The organism is Apibacter muscae (assembly GCF_007845595.1).
GTDB lineage: Bacteria > Bacteroidota > Bacteroidia > Flavobacteriales > Weeksellaceae > Apibacter > Apibacter muscae.
Genome location: NZ_SELI01000015.1, coordinates 154,787 through 168,693, shown reverse-complemented (window position 1 = coordinate 168,693; position 13,907 = coordinate 154,787). Strand labels below are relative to the sequence as shown.

Here is a 13,907-nt window from a genome sequence, read left to right as displayed (position 1 = left end):
AAAATTTTCATATGATAAATTGTATTAACTTCGCATAATTATGGGAATGATATCAAATATTGGCATGTATTCTCTTCTTATGGTAAGAGTTTTTAAAAAGCCACAAAGAAGGAGAATTTTTTTAAAAAGCCTAATGAGAGAAATTAATGATTTAGGATTAAATTCTGTAGGACTAGTAGTTTTTACATCCTTTTTCGTAGGAGCAGTAGTTGCCATACAAATGTATAATAACTTTCAAACCTCTTCTTTTCCTATCCCTGATTATTATGTTGGATATGCTACAAAGGTTGTATTAATTTTAGAATTCTGTCCTACGATCATCAGTATTGTGTTGGCAGGTAAGGTAGGATCCTTTATAGCATCTAGTATTGGAACCATGAGAGTAACAGAGCAAATTGACGCTTTAGAAATTATGGGAGTAAATACACCCTCTTATCTTATTCTCCCAAAAGTAGTTGCCTCTCTTTTTTTTAACATTATTCTTATTATGATTAGTGTAATCATGGGAATTTGGGGAGGATATTTTGCAGGAGATCTTTCTGGAAGTTGGGCGTCTGCAGATTATATACAAGGGTTACAGATGGAATCCCCATCCTTTTATATATATTATTGTTTCATTAAAACAATTGTATTTTCGTTTATGATTGCAACTGTTCCGTCCTTTTATGGGTATTATGTGAAAGGAGGATCTTTAGAAGTGGGTAGAAGCAGTACGCAAGCTGTAGTTTGGACTACGGTATTGATTATAATAACTAATCTTGTTTTAACACAATTACTTTTAAATTAATGATTACAGCCTCAAATATAACCAAATCCTTTGACGGGGTACAAGTTTTAAAAGGTATATCTGTAACCTTTGAAAAAGGAAAAACAAATTTAATTATTGGTCAAAGTGGATCTGGAAAAACAGTATTTTTAAAGTGTATGCTTGGACTTTTTGAACCAACGACAGGTGAGATTTTATATGAACAGACCAATGCCTCAAAATTAACCACCAGTGATAGACAGAAATTAAGAAGTGAAATAGGAACAGTTTTTCAAGGAAGTGCCTTATTTGATTCGATGACAGTAGAACAAAACGTAAAGTTTCCTTTAGAAATGTTTGCGAATATGACAGAGAAACAAATGAGAGATAGAGTTGATGAAGTTTTAGAAAGGGTAAATTTGACCAATGCTCGAAAAAAATATCCTTCTGAAATCTCAGGAGGAATGCAAAAACGTGTGGCGATAGCGAGAGCAATTGTAAATAACCCTAAATATCTTTTTTGTGATGAACCAAATTCAGGGTTAGATCCTCAAACCTCTCAGTTGATAGATAAACTTATACATGAAATAACCCAGGAATATAATACTACAACTATCATAAACACACACGATATGAATTCTGTTTTAGAGATAGGAGAAAAAATTGTTTATCTTAAAAATGGATATAAAGAGTGGGAAGGCGATAAAAATAGTATTATAGTGGCAGAAAATAAGCCTTTGCAAGATTTTGTTTTTTCTTCACCCATATTTAAAAAAGCAAGAGAAGCAATGCTCTATGAAATAAATTATTTAAAAAAAATAAGAACTAATCAATAGTTCTTATTTTTTTTAAATAATTTTTAATTTCTTGATCACTTTCCCTAGGACATACAAGCAAAGCATCATCAGTATCTACTACAATATAATCTTTCAAACCGTCAATAATGATGGTTTTATCTATTTGGGTGGTTTTTAAAATATTATTTGAGCTATTATATGCATGAATATTTTTTCCATAAATAGCATTTCCTTCATTGTCTTTACTTAAATTTTCATACAAAGCATTCCATGTACCCAGATCGTTCCAGCCAAAAGAAGAAGGAATAACCCATACATTGCTAGATTTTTCTAAAATTCCATAATCAATTGAAACTTTTTCAATCTGATTATAAACTTCCCTAATTTTAATATTTTCATTGGGTGTATTATAAGAGGTTTTGATAGATTGAAATTTCTCATACATTTCAGGTAAAAGTAATTGAAATGAATTTAAAATATTTTTGGAAGACCAAATAAAAATCCCTGAATTCCAAAGGAAATTTTTAGATTTTAGAAAAGATTTGGCTGTTTCCAGATCAGGTTTTTCTTTAAAAGATTTAACCTTATAAGCTTCAGTAGATTTCTCATTTTCTGAAAACTCAATATATCCATATCCAGTATCTGGTCTATGAGGAGTAATGCCTAAAGTTACTAAAATGTCCTGTTTTTCAGCTTTTTTAAAAGCGATTAATACTTCTCTTGAAAATTCGTCTTCATTTAGAATAAGGTGATCCGACGGTGCAACTATAATACATGAATCAGGATTTAAATTATAAATTTTTTCAGCCATATAAATATTACAAGCCGAAGTATTCATCATTTTAGGTTCACCAATCACTTGAGATTTAGAAATTTCAGGCAGTTGCTCCAAAGTAAGATTTACATATTCTTCATTAGTAATAATATAAATATTTTCAATGGGAATAATTTTAGAAATTCTGTGAAAAGTTTGTTGTATTAATGTTTTACCAGTTCCTAAAATATCGTGGAATTGTTTAGGGAGTTTGGGCGTACTCATAGGCCAAAATCTACTACCAATACCTCCAGCCATTATAACGCAATAATAATTATTATTTTTCATGTAAATTATAACCTATTTTTTCAATCGGAGCACTTCCGGATATCAGATATTTCTTATTACTCTTTTTTTCGACGCAAATATAACGAGTTTTTATTTTTTGAAGTTTAAGGAATACTTTGTTTTTAATGATAAATTCATTACCTAGATCTAAGTCTTTTAATAAAAATATATTAGGAGATAGTTTTTTATTAAAATATTCAGATATATATGGAGAAGCGTAATAGCTTGCTTTAGGGCTTTTAGAGAATCTAATTAATAAAGGTTGTAGATCAATTTCATAAACATTAATACTTTCAAGAATCATTTCAGAAAAGACTTTTTTCCATTCTTTTCCATGTGGAGCAATCTTTACAGAATAAGTATTAAAAGCTATTAAATGAGCGATTTCATGAGTTAAAGTAAAAAAAAATAACGAGGGATGCAACCCTGCATTTATACTTATTTTATGAGGCTCATTAGATTTAGGGAATTTATAGTCTCCCAATTTTGAATTTCTAGGATTTTTAATATATAGTTGAAACCAATAAGGGCTTAGCCATTTTTTTATATAAAATATAGCATCAACCGATATATATTTAGAAAGGTGTGAAAAATTAGGTATTTTTTTTAAATGCATAATGTTAAGTATAATAACAGAATTGTCTAATTAAATAGTATGCAGAGTAAAAAAAATAATTATAATCCATAAATAACAAAATAACTATCTTTGTAAATTAGAATAAATAATACAAAATGGGAACATGTGGTTCATGTAGTTCAAATGGGATTCCTAAAGGATGTAAAAATAATGGAGCTTGTGGAACCGGCAGTTGCAATACAAAACTATCTGTATTCGATTGGCTTTCAGGAATAAATCCACCCACATCAAAAATACATAATCAATATATAGAAGTTAGATTTAAAAATGATAGAAAAGATTTTTATATAGTAAATCCTGATCATCCATTGACAATAGGAGACATAGTTGCCGTTGAAGCAACTGGCGGGCATGATATAGGTCTAGTATCTTTGACAGGAGAATTGGTTAAAATTCAAATGAAAAAGAAAAAAGTTAAACTGGAAGAATTAAATAGAGTATACAGAAAAGCTTCTCAAAAAGATATTGATGTATGGAAAAATTATAGAGATAAAGAAGATAATGTAATGTTGGAAGCTAGAAAAATAGCTAGAAGGTTAAATCTTGAAATGAAAATTTGTGATGTTGAATATCAGGGGGATGGCTCTAAAGTAACACTTTATTATACTGCTGAAGGTAGGATTGATTTTAGACAGCTTATTAAGGATTATGCAGTTGCTTTTCGAACTAAAATTGATATGAGACAAATTGGTTATAGACAAGAAAGTGCTAAAGTAGGAGGTATAGGTTCATGCGGAAGAGAGCTATGTTGTTCTACTTGGCTTACAGATTTTCGCTCTGTAAATACGGCTGCTGCAAGATATCAACAACTATCCATCAATCCGCAAAAACTAGCAGGGCAATGTGGAAAATTAAAATGTTGTTTAAATTTTGAACTAGATACCTATGTAGATGCATTAGTAGATTTTCCATCCAGCCAAACAATATTAGAAACAGAAAAAGGAAGAGCTTTTTGCATTAAAGTAGATGTATTTAGACATCAAATGTGGTTTACTTATGCAAATAATTCTATTTCTTGGTACCCCATAGATGTAGATGAACTAAAAAAATTAATCGCATTAAATGCTAAAGGGATTCCAACAAAACCGTTAGACGAGCTTAAGGAAAAAAATAATTTAAAAGTTGATTTGATTGAGGAAAATAACCTTAATAGATTTGAGAAAAAGCATAGATCCACAAACAAAAAAAGAAGCAAGAATACTAAGCCTCAACAGCCTAAGAATTCTAAAAAGATAGATAGTAAACAAATTTCTAAAAGTAGAAGAATTAAAAAAGATTAAAACTCATAGAATGAAAAAAATGGTTTCTTTTTTTATTTTAGTAATCTTTTTATCTCATTGTAAAAATAATTACGAGTTTTCGGAAGTAAAGAATATAAATAATACTTGGCTAAAAAAAGATACACTAAATTTTAATATTAAAATTAAAAATCCTCAAGAGAAAAAAAACATCAACTTTATTGTTAGAAATAATAATGAGTATCCTTATATGAATATATATTTTTTTGTTCAAATAAAGAAAGGAGACACAATTATACAAAAAATGGATACGGTAAACTACAATTTAGCCGATGTTTCAGGCAAATGGTTAGGAAAAGGAATGGGAGAGGTAAAAGAAATTTATTATAGATATAAAGAAAATATTTCTTTTCCTAAAGAAGGAGATTATACAATATCAATAGTTCAGGGTATGAGGAAAGATACCCTGGTGGGGATAGAAGATTTTGGCGTTAGCATAGAGTAAAGTACTATGATGAATAATTAAATTATTATGAATTTAAAGAAAAATAAAGAAAATAAAAATAAATTTCCCAGAAAAAAAAGCATAGTTAAAAGATTTTTACTATGGTTTTGGGCATTATTCTTTACTGGAATTTTAGTAATATTCCTGATATTCATACTTACCATATATGGGGTTTTTGGAGAAATGCCAGATGTTCGAGATTTGGAAAATCCAGAAATATTCGTGGCCTCTGAAATTATTTCTTCAGATGGAGTGGTATTACAAAAGTTCGAAAAAGAAAAGAGGATTCCTGTAGAGTTTAAAGAATTACCTCAACCGTTAATATATGCATTAATGGCTAAGGAAGATGAAAGATTTCCTTATCATTCTGGGGTAGATAGTAAAGCATTGCTTAGAGCTGTTGTTTTTCTAGGAAAAAGAGGGGGCGGGAGTACAATAACCCAGCAGTTAGCTAAATTATTATTTACTCAAAGAGAAAAAGAAAATGGAAATTTTTCCTATAATGGTGTAGCAAAATCTAAGTTTCAAAGAGTGATTCAGAAATTACAAGAAATGGTAATTGCTGTACAATTGGAAAAATTATATACCAAAGATGAAATAATTGCTCTTTATTTAAATAAATTCGATTTTTTGTACAATGCTAATGGAGTTGCAACAGCTTCAAAAGTTTATTTTAATAAGAATATCAAAGATTTGGATCTTTCACAGTCAGCAACATTAATTGCTATGTTAGAAAATCCGGTGGTTAATAATCCTAAAATTAACCCTGAAAATGCAAGAAAAAGGCGAGATGTAGTTTTAGGATTAATGAAAGAACAAGGATATATTACCGATGCAGAATATACTACTGTTGTAAATACTCCTATAGAATTGGACTATAAACCAATTAAAGATATTGGGGAAGGTTATTCAGCTTATTTTAAATATGCATTAAAAAAAGAAGTAACTACAATTCTCAACGATTATGAAAAACAAACTGGGAAAAAATACAACTTGTATAAAGACGGTTTAAAAATATATGTAACACTTGATTCTAGAATGCAACGATATGCAGAAGATGCAATTGAAAAACACGTAAAATATTTACAAAATTCTTTTTTTAGAGAGCAAAAAGGCAGAAAATATGCGCCTTTTTATAATTATCCAGGAGATCCTAAGATTGAAGTACTTTATAATAAATTAATGACAGATGCTATGAAGAGAACTCCTAGGTATAAGTTTCTTAAGAATAGGGGGATGACGGATGAAGAAATTATAGTAGAATTTAAAAAACCAATAGAGCTACAAATATTTACTTGGAAAGGAGATAGAGATACACTTATGTCGCCTTGGGATTCAATTAGATATCACAAACATATTGTTCAAGCAGGTTTAATGGCTATAGATCCTACCAATGGGAATATAAAAGCTTGGGTAGGCGGTGTAAATTGGAAACATTTTCAATACGATCATGTAAAACAGGCAAGAAGACAAGTGGGTTCTACGTTTAAGCCATTTGTTTATGCAACAGCGATAAAAAATTTAGGATATACTCCATGTACTCAGGTTTCCAATGCAACCTATAAAAAAGGAAATTGGACCATTGCAGGTAATGGTGCAATTATGCCTCTAAAGACCGCATTAGCTTATTCAAAAAATGCCGTTACTGCAAGACTTATAGATGCGACAGGGCCAGATGCAGTGATTCAAATGGCTAAAGACTTAGGCGTTGAAAGTCCAATTCCTAGAAATAATACCATAGCGTTAGGATCTGCGGATCTTAGCATTTATGAAATGGTAGGTGCATATGGCACTTTTGCAAATTTTGGAAATTATACTAAACCAGAAATGATTTGGAGAATAGAAGATAAAAATGGGAAAGTAATAAAAGAATATGAGCCCCAAGTTAGAGAAGTAATGAATGAGATATATGCTTATACCATGATAGAGTTAATGAAAGGGGTTGTAGATATAGGAACAGGTAAAAGATTAAGAGGTATGGGAATTAAAGCAGATGTAGCAGGGAAAACTGGTACAACCAATAAAAATGCTGACGGTTGGTTTATAGGAATTACGCCAAAATTAGCTTCAGGCGTATGGGTAGGTTGGGAAGACCGTTATGCCCATTTTGCTTCAACTGGTATGGGACAAGGAGCAAGCACAGCTTTACCAATATGGGGATATTTTATGCAGAAAGTATACGCAGACCCTAAGCTCAAGATATCACAAAGTGATAAATTTTCAAAGCCAGAGTCAATGAAAAATGATTTCAGTTGTGATGATTTAGCTGCTTATGGAAGTTATGGAAGTGATTACACAAGCTCCGGAGGGAATACCACAGATATTATTGAAGAAAGTGTAGATATAGATGAAGTAACACACACAGATGATAATATAAATAAGAGTTTAAAAGAAAAAGACGATATAGATTTTGATAAATAGAAAAAAGAGAAAAATAGTTTTCTCTTTTTTCTATTTACGATTTGAAAATCTGTAGCTTATACATAATATTTTATTAAATAGAAAATATGTAACTTGCAAATTACATTAAAATATGTAAATGATTTTATCAGCGATAATACTAGGATTAGTACTTAGCCTTATTTTAATAGGTCCAGTTTTTTTTCTTTTAATAGAGACAAGTTTAACCCGAGGAGTTAAGCCAGCTTTAGCTTTGGAGGCAGGAGTCGTTATGGCAGACTTATTATGCATATATATAGCGCATAGAGGGAGTACCGGTTTGTCTAATTTTATAAAGGAGCACCCGTCTATTTATATGTTAGCAGGATTTATAATTTTTGTCTATGGATTATATAATTATTTTTCTAAAGTAAAGGTTAATTTTAAATCAGAAGTAGATAAAATTGCAACATCAGGCTATTTAAAAACTTTTTTAAATGGATTTTTACTAAACTTAGTGAATATTGGTGTTATAGTTTTTTGGTTAACCACGGTTGTATTAATATCAACACAATATCCTAAATCCAAAGACTTCTATATTTACATAATATTTATGATGTCTACCATGATTTTAATTGATTTTCTTAAAATATTTTTAGCCAATAGATTTCAAAACAAATTAACAGGGGCTATCGTTTTTAAACTAAAAAGAATTGTAGGAATAGCTCTAATTGTATGTGGAATAATAATCTTTACAAGAAGTTTTATTAAAACAGATGGTGAAAATTCTTTTGAAATAATTGAAAATCGTTTAAATCATACTTTCGAATAAAACTTATAAAACTAGCGAGATTATGAAAAAGTTACTAATACTATTAGTTGTAATAACAACAAGTATTTTAAAATCTCAAATCACTCCTTATTATCAACAACAGGCAAACTACAATATTGAGGTTGATGTTGATACGAAAAATTTTAAATATAAGGGTAAGCAACAAATAAATTATATAAACAATTCACCAGATACCCTAAGTATAGTTTATTTTCACTTGTATTGGAATGCATTTCAACCAAATTCAATGATGGATCAGCAATTGATTCAATTAGGAAAGAATGCCGATCAAAGAATGGTAACACCCGAGGGGGAGTCTCGTATATCTAAACTAAAACCTAGTGAAATTGGATATCAAAAGATTATTTCATTAAAACAAGAGAACGTACCACTAAATTATACCATTGAAGAAACCATTGTTAAAGTAAAACTAGATAAGCCAATTCTACCAAATACAGCCACAGTTTTTACAATGGATTGGGAAGGTCAAATTCCCTTGATGATTCGAAGAGCTGGAAGAAATAATAACGAAGGTATAGATTTTACTATGACCCAATGGTATCCCAAATTGGCAGAATATGATTATGAAGGTTGGCATATTTCCGATTATATAGCACGAGAATTTCAAGGAGTTTTTGGGAATTATGAAGTCAAAATAAATATAGATAAAAATTATGTAGTAGGGGCAGGCGGAGAATTAGTAAATCCTAAAGAAGTAAAAGGGTATGATTTAGACATAAAACCTAAAGCTAGGAATAATAAAGTGACTTGGCATTTTAAAGCTGAAAATATTCATGATTTTGCATGGGCAGCAGATCCAGATTATAGTGTCCAAACCTTACAAGTACCCCAAGGTCCTAAAGTTTATTTAGTATTTCAAAAATCTGAAAAAACTAAATATTGGGAGGATATAAAACCTTTGATTATTAAGTATTTCCAAATAATGAAAGAAAACTTTGGGGCTTATCCATATCCAACCTATACATTTATTCAAGGAGGTGATGGGGGGATGGAATATGGAATGTGTTCTATGGTTATGGGAAATGCTGGTTCATTGTACGATTTGGCTAAACTAATGTTTCATGAAGCCTCACATTCATGGTTTCAGCAAGTGCTTGCAACCAATGAAAGTATGCGTGCATGGATGGACGAAGGATTTACTTCTTATGCTGAAAATTTAGTCTTAGGAGAATTATTTCCAGAAACTGTTGAAAACTATCCGAATTCTCATTTAGAAACGGTTAGTACTTATGTAAATTTTGCTAAATCAGGACAAGAGGAAGTGATGGGATTATTGGCAGACCATTACCAAACAAATAATGGTTATTCAGTAGCCTCTTATATAAAAGGTGAAATGTTTTTAGTAATGTTGGAATATATAGTTGGTAAAGATAATTTCACAAAAATTATGAAAGAATATTTCCAGACTTGGAAATTTAAACATCCTACGGATAAAGATTTTATACATATTGCCCAAAAAGTTTCAGCGATGGACTTAAAATGGTACTGGAACTATATGACAAATACTACAAGAACCATTGACTATGAGATTAAAAAAGTGGAAGAATTGCAGGGCGAGACAAAAATCACTTTACAAAATTCAGGTAGTTTTCCTATGCCTGTAGATGTATTTATAGTTTATACCAATGGTAATAAAGAGATATATAACGTACCTTTAAATCTAATGCGTAATTCAAAAAAACAAGAATTTGGAATACCACAAAAAACTTTACCTTACTGGAAATGGACACACAAAGAATATTCGTTTATCTTACCTATACCATTGGATAAAATTGATCTAATTATGTTGGATGCATCACAAAGATTAGGAGATATAGATTATCAGAATAATCTTTACCAAAATAAATAAGAAGATAATGCTATTAGTAGTTAATATAGGAAACAGTAACATACGTTTTGGTTTTTTTGAAGGCGAAGAATGTATTAATTCATGGGTTATGAATACCAAACCCCATAAAACAGAAGATGAATTATTTTCTCAAATTAAATTGACCTATCAAAATTATGGAATAAACATTAAAGAGATAAAAGAAATTGTGGTAGGCTCAGTAGTTCCACATCTCACTTATCCAGTTCGAAGATCCTTACATTTATTGCATGGCATTAAATCCATCCTAGTTTCGCGAGATATACCCACAGAACTAACCGGAAAAAGTTCCCGAATGGGCACAGATCTTTACGCGAATGCCTACTATGCATACAAACATTATAAAGGAATAAAAATCATTGTAGATTTTGGAACCGCCTTAACACTGACCTGCGTAGATACACAAGGAGAAATAAAAGGAGTTGTTATAGCCCCAGGAGTAATAACCTCATTAAATTCATTAATAGGATCCACGGCGCAACTTTCGGACATCGAAATGAGAGTACCAAAAACAGTTTTAGGAAAGAACACAGAAGAATGTATGCAAAGTGGAGTTTTCTTTGGATTTCTATCAATGGTAGAAGGTTTAATCGATAAAATAAAAGAAGAATTACAAGAGAAAGTCTATGTAATAGCAACAGGAGGAACCGGGCATATATTTTCAGAATTAACCCATAAAATTGATGTATACGATCGTTACCATACCATTAAAGGATTAAGAGAACTGTATTATAAATATAAACAAGAGAATTAATAAGATCATTCAAAATAAATAATTATATAAAACTGAGTAAATAAGTAAAACTTTTTAGTTAGATTTATTTGCTATTCTCGCTATTCTTTCCCAGAAAGCTTTCTGTTTAGGTAAAACAAATTTTGGGAAATTGTTAGCGCCATAGACATTTAGGTGACTAAAATCATAATAAACCATTATACCATTATAAAAGGGCCATTCCTCTTGTTGTTTTTTTGTTAATCCTAAAAATGGATTCCAAAAAGCTGTTTGATTATTTTTAGTTTTAATAATATTTTTAACTAGTTCATTACCAGATTTTTCTTCAAAGTTTAGAAAGTCAAGATTTCTTTTTATTATTCCACTTTTTAAATATGATATATAATATTGATTTACTGAATAAGAATTAAGAATGGGCAAATCTTTTAGTACAATTATTGTTTTTCCTTTATTTATTAAATTGTCTAAAAATATGGGAAATTCTCTGCTTATTAAGTCTTTATGATAGCTGTAACTAGCACAATAAAAAATTATGTCTGAATCTTCAATCCATTTAAAAGTTTTATTAAGAACGATTTCTTTGTTCTTATTAATGACATCATTTGCTAATTGTTTTTGTCCTGGTAAAAAAGTGTATCCATTATAATCCACTAGTCTAACTGAGAATCCATACATTGCACCGGCTAGATCAATATATCCAAACATATTACCTGCATGAGAGTCTCCAATTAAGATTGCATTAGGACTTTTTGATGTGTCACCATATATACATTCTCCATCAATTATACTACGGCATTTATATTTTTGTCCCTTCCAATTGGGAGTTTTTTGTAGATTATAAAGATCTATTCTATCCTTATATTTATAGTACAGAAAATTAGTATTTACTTGAATATAATAGATACTTAAGATAAATATAGAGGGAACAATATAATATGCTATCAATGAAAATTTAAAGTTTTTCTTCTTCGTTCTACATGGCTGTTCAACAAAAAAGTAGCTTATTATAGATAAGGATATAAATATTATTGTAACTAAAATGTAATGTTTTGTTGTTCCAAAACCAGACTTTTCTGTGAGAATATATTTTTTAGCCAAAACTATGACAGGCCAATGCCATAAATATAAAGAATATGATATTTTTCCTATAAAAACTAATGGTCGAATAGAAAAAAACCGACTAATTATTGTTTTTGGATGATGAAAATATAAAATTAGACCAGTCCCTAATGTTGGAATTAAAGCCCATAAACTAGGAAATAGATTGTTATGGGAAATAAATATAAATGAAAATATTACTCCCCCAGTTCCAATAAATGTTAAGATATTGTATAAATATAATGAGGTTGTTTGGCTTGATGGAATATTATTGTTTTTAGCTTGAAAAATGCCAATAATAGAGCCAATTAGCAATTCTCCAGACCTACCTGTCAATAACGAATAATAATTATACTTATTTAGAAAACTGAATTTTGGTGATATTTGAGCTAATGTAAAAGAAATTATTGCTAAAATTAATAAAACTATTATAATAAAGTTTGTTTTAAACTTTAAAATTTTTCTTTTCGTTTTAAATTTAATCCCAAGTAAAAATAGTAGAGTAAAAGGTAAAATTATGTAGAATTGTTCTTCCACTGCTAGACTCCAAGTATTTAATATAGGCATTCTATCAATATTTAGATCCCAATATCCTCCAGTATTTTCTGCAAAAAAAATATTTTGCCCAAAAAAGGTTGTTGACTTTAAACTTCGAAGAAAAAGCATAAACTCTTCTGGAAGAAATAAATACCAAGCAACCAAAGAAGTGCAGAACATTACAGTAAAAAATACAGGTAAAATTCTATTTATTCTTCTTTGATAAAAATTTATAAAACTAAATTGATGAGAAATAATTTCCCTATAAATAATTTTAGTAATTAAAAACCCAGAAATAACAAAGAAAACATCTACACCAATAAAACCTCCAGGTAACCAACGATTGTTAAGGTGATAAACAATAACAGAAATAACCGCTAAAGCTCTTAGTCCATCAATATCAGGTCTATATTTTAAATGCATGCCTCAAAAATACAAAACATTTAGTATAAAATATTAAATATTTATATAATATTGTCCTATATTAAAATCATTATATCTCATTATAATTTTTAATTTATATAAAATTATTTCATAATTACAAATACATTCATTGGTTTTAAAAACTTCTTTTTAAACTGCATTATATGGATAATATAAAAAGATGAAAGAGACTTTTATTATTAAACTTAATTAAAAAGTCTGCAATTATAAATATTAGTAATTTCTTTTAAACATACTGTTTTTCAATTGTAAAATATTTAGTGGATGTTATTTTGAAAATTGATGTTGCTCCTAAAATAAATAACCTATCAAAATTATGGAATAAACATTAAAGAGATAAAAGAAATTGTAGTAGGCTCAGTAGTTCCACATCTCACCTATCCAGTTCGAAGATCCTTGCATTTATTGCATGGCATAAAATCCATCCTAGTTTCGCGAGATATATCCACAGAACTAACCGGAAAAAGTTCCCGAATGGGCAAAGATCTTTACGCGAATGCCTACTATGCATACAAACATTATAAAGGAATAAAAATCATTGTAGATTTTGGAACCGCCTTAACACTGACCTGTGTAGATACACAAGGAGAAATAAAAGGAGTTATTATAGCCCCAGGAGTAATAACCTCATTAAATTCATTAATAGGGTCCACGGCACAACTCTCGGACATCGAAATGAGAGTACCAAAAACAGTTTTAGGAAAAAACACTGAAGAATGTATGCAAAGTGGAGTTTTCTTTGGATTTCTATCAATGGTAGAAGGTTTAATCGATAAAATAAAAGAAGAATTACAAGAGAAAGTATATGTAATAGCAACAGGAGGAACCGGTCATATATTTTCAGAATTAACCCATAAAATTGATGTATACGATCGTTATCATACCATTAAAGGATTAAGAGAACTGTATTATAAATATAAGCAGGAGAATCTTTAATACATTCAAATTGATATTAAATTAGAAATACTTTAA

12 protein-coding genes are annotated in these 13,907 nt (G+C 29.6%); 9 read left to right on the top strand and 3 right to left on the bottom strand.

What is annotated here, in order from left to right:
• Positions 1 to 40: 40 nt before the first annotated feature.
• A complete protein-coding gene (locus ETU10_RS01880; protein WP_146261476.1) occupies positions 41 to 787 on the top strand; it encodes an MlaE family ABC transporter permease in 747 nt (248 codons plus the stop codon).
• A complete protein-coding gene (locus ETU10_RS01875) occupies positions 787 to 1,581 on the top strand; it encodes an ABC transporter ATP-binding protein (protein ID WP_146309510.1) in 795 nt (264 codons plus the stop codon). The genes ETU10_RS01880 and ETU10_RS01875 overlap by 1 nt, the downstream gene beginning before the upstream one ends.
• Here the strand turns inward: ETU10_RS01875 and ETU10_RS01870 are convergent.
• Both ETU10_RS01870 and ETU10_RS01865 read right to left on the bottom strand, forming a co-directional pair.
• Entirely contained in the window at positions 1,571 to 2,644 is a 1,074-nt protein-coding gene (locus ETU10_RS01870; protein WP_146309509.1) for a mannose-1-phosphate guanylyltransferase, read from the bottom strand. The two genes, ETU10_RS01875 and ETU10_RS01870, sit on opposite strands and share 11 nt — an antisense overlap.
• Complete coding sequence (locus ETU10_RS01865; RefSeq protein ID WP_146309508.1) at positions 2,634 to 3,260, bottom strand: SprT-like domain-containing protein; 627 nt, start codon at positions 3,258 to 3,260, stop codon at positions 2,634 to 2,636. The genes ETU10_RS01870 and ETU10_RS01865 overlap by 11 nt, the downstream gene beginning before the upstream one ends.
• Before the next feature lie 116 nt (positions 3,261 to 3,376).
• Between ETU10_RS01865 and ETU10_RS01860 the strand changes: the two genes are divergently transcribed.
• The 6 genes from ETU10_RS01860 (at position 3,377) to ETU10_RS01835 (ending at position 10,877) form a co-directional block, all read left to right on the top strand.
• Entirely contained in the window at positions 3,377 to 4,561 is a 1,185-nt protein-coding gene (locus ETU10_RS01860; RefSeq protein WP_146309507.1) for a PSP1 domain-containing protein, read from the top strand.
• Positions 4,562 to 4,571: 10 nt separating this feature from the next.
• Positions 4,572 to 5,024 (top strand): gliding motility lipoprotein GldH, encoded by a 453-nt coding sequence (locus ETU10_RS01855; protein WP_146309506.1) that lies wholly within the window; start codon positions 4,572 to 4,574, stop codon positions 5,022 to 5,024.
• Between the two features lie 27 nt (positions 5,025 to 5,051).
• Positions 5,052 to 7,445 carry a penicillin-binding protein 1A gene (locus tag ETU10_RS01850; protein WP_146309505.1) on the top strand — a complete coding sequence of 798 codons (2,394 nt, stop codon included), beginning with the start codon at positions 5,052 to 5,054 and terminating at the stop codon, positions 7,443 to 7,445.
• A gap of 118 nt (positions 7,446 to 7,563) precedes the next feature.
• Complete coding sequence (locus ETU10_RS01845; RefSeq protein WP_146309504.1) at positions 7,564 to 8,235, top strand: LysE family translocator; 672 nt, start codon at positions 7,564 to 7,566, stop codon at positions 8,233 to 8,235.
• A gap of 22 nt (positions 8,236 to 8,257) precedes the next feature.
• On the top strand, positions 8,258 to 10,105 hold the full coding sequence (locus tag ETU10_RS01840) for a M1 family metallopeptidase (RefSeq protein WP_146309503.1): 1,848 nt from the start codon (positions 8,258 to 8,260) through the stop codon (positions 10,103 to 10,105).
• A 4-nt stretch (positions 10,106 to 10,109) separates the two neighbouring features.
• On the top strand, positions 10,110 to 10,877 hold the full coding sequence (locus ETU10_RS01835) for a type III pantothenate kinase (protein ID WP_146309502.1): 768 nt from the start codon (positions 10,110 to 10,112) through the stop codon (positions 10,875 to 10,877).
• A gap of 54 nt (positions 10,878 to 10,931) precedes the next feature.
• Here the strand turns inward: ETU10_RS01835 and ETU10_RS01830 are convergent, their stop codons facing one another.
• A complete protein-coding gene (locus ETU10_RS01830; RefSeq protein ID WP_146309501.1) occupies positions 10,932 to 12,914 on the bottom strand; it encodes an acyltransferase family protein in 1,983 nt (660 codons plus the stop codon).
• Between the two features lie 321 nt (positions 12,915 to 13,235).
• Between ETU10_RS01830 and ETU10_RS01825 the strand changes: the two genes are divergently transcribed.
• Positions 13,236 to 13,871 carry a type III pantothenate kinase gene (locus tag ETU10_RS01825; protein WP_146309500.1) on the top strand — a complete coding sequence of 212 codons (636 nt, stop codon included), beginning with the start codon at positions 13,236 to 13,238 and terminating at the stop codon, positions 13,869 to 13,871.
• The last annotated feature ends 36 nt before the right edge of the window (positions 13,872 to 13,907 follow it).

What these genes read in the sequence shown, in the direction of transcription:
- ETU10_RS01875 (WP_146309510.1), top strand. Translation starts at nt 787, where the DNA reads ATGATTACAGCCTCAAATATAACCAAATCCTTTGACGGGGTACAAGTT.
- ETU10_RS01830 (WP_146309501.1), bottom strand. Translation starts at nt 12,914, where the DNA reads ATGCATTTAAAATATAGACCTGATATTGATGGACTAAGAGCTTTAGCG.
- ETU10_RS01870 (WP_146309509.1), bottom strand. Translation starts at nt 2,644, where the DNA reads ATGAAAAATAATAATTATTATTGCGTTATAATGGCTGGAGGTATTGGT.
- ETU10_RS01850 (WP_146309505.1), top strand. Translation starts at nt 5,052, where the DNA reads ATGAATTTAAAGAAAAATAAAGAAAATAAAAATAAATTTCCCAGAAAA.
- ETU10_RS01880 (WP_146261476.1), top strand. Translation starts at nt 41, where the DNA reads ATGGGAATGATATCAAATATTGGCATGTATTCTCTTCTTATGGTAAGA.
- ETU10_RS01845 (WP_146309504.1), top strand. Translation starts at nt 7,564, where the DNA reads ATGATTTTATCAGCGATAATACTAGGATTAGTACTTAGCCTTATTTTA.
- ETU10_RS01865 (WP_146309508.1), bottom strand. Translation starts at nt 3,260, where the DNA reads ATGCATTTAAAAAAAATACCTAATTTTTCACACCTTTCTAAATATATA.
- ETU10_RS01860 (WP_146309507.1), top strand. Translation starts at nt 3,377, where the DNA reads ATGGGAACATGTGGTTCATGTAGTTCAAATGGGATTCCTAAAGGATGT.
- ETU10_RS01840 (WP_146309503.1), top strand. Translation starts at nt 8,258, where the DNA reads ATGAAAAAGTTACTAATACTATTAGTTGTAATAACAACAAGTATTTTA.
- ETU10_RS01855 (WP_146309506.1), top strand. Translation starts at nt 4,572, where the DNA reads ATGAAAAAAATGGTTTCTTTTTTTATTTTAGTAATCTTTTTATCTCAT.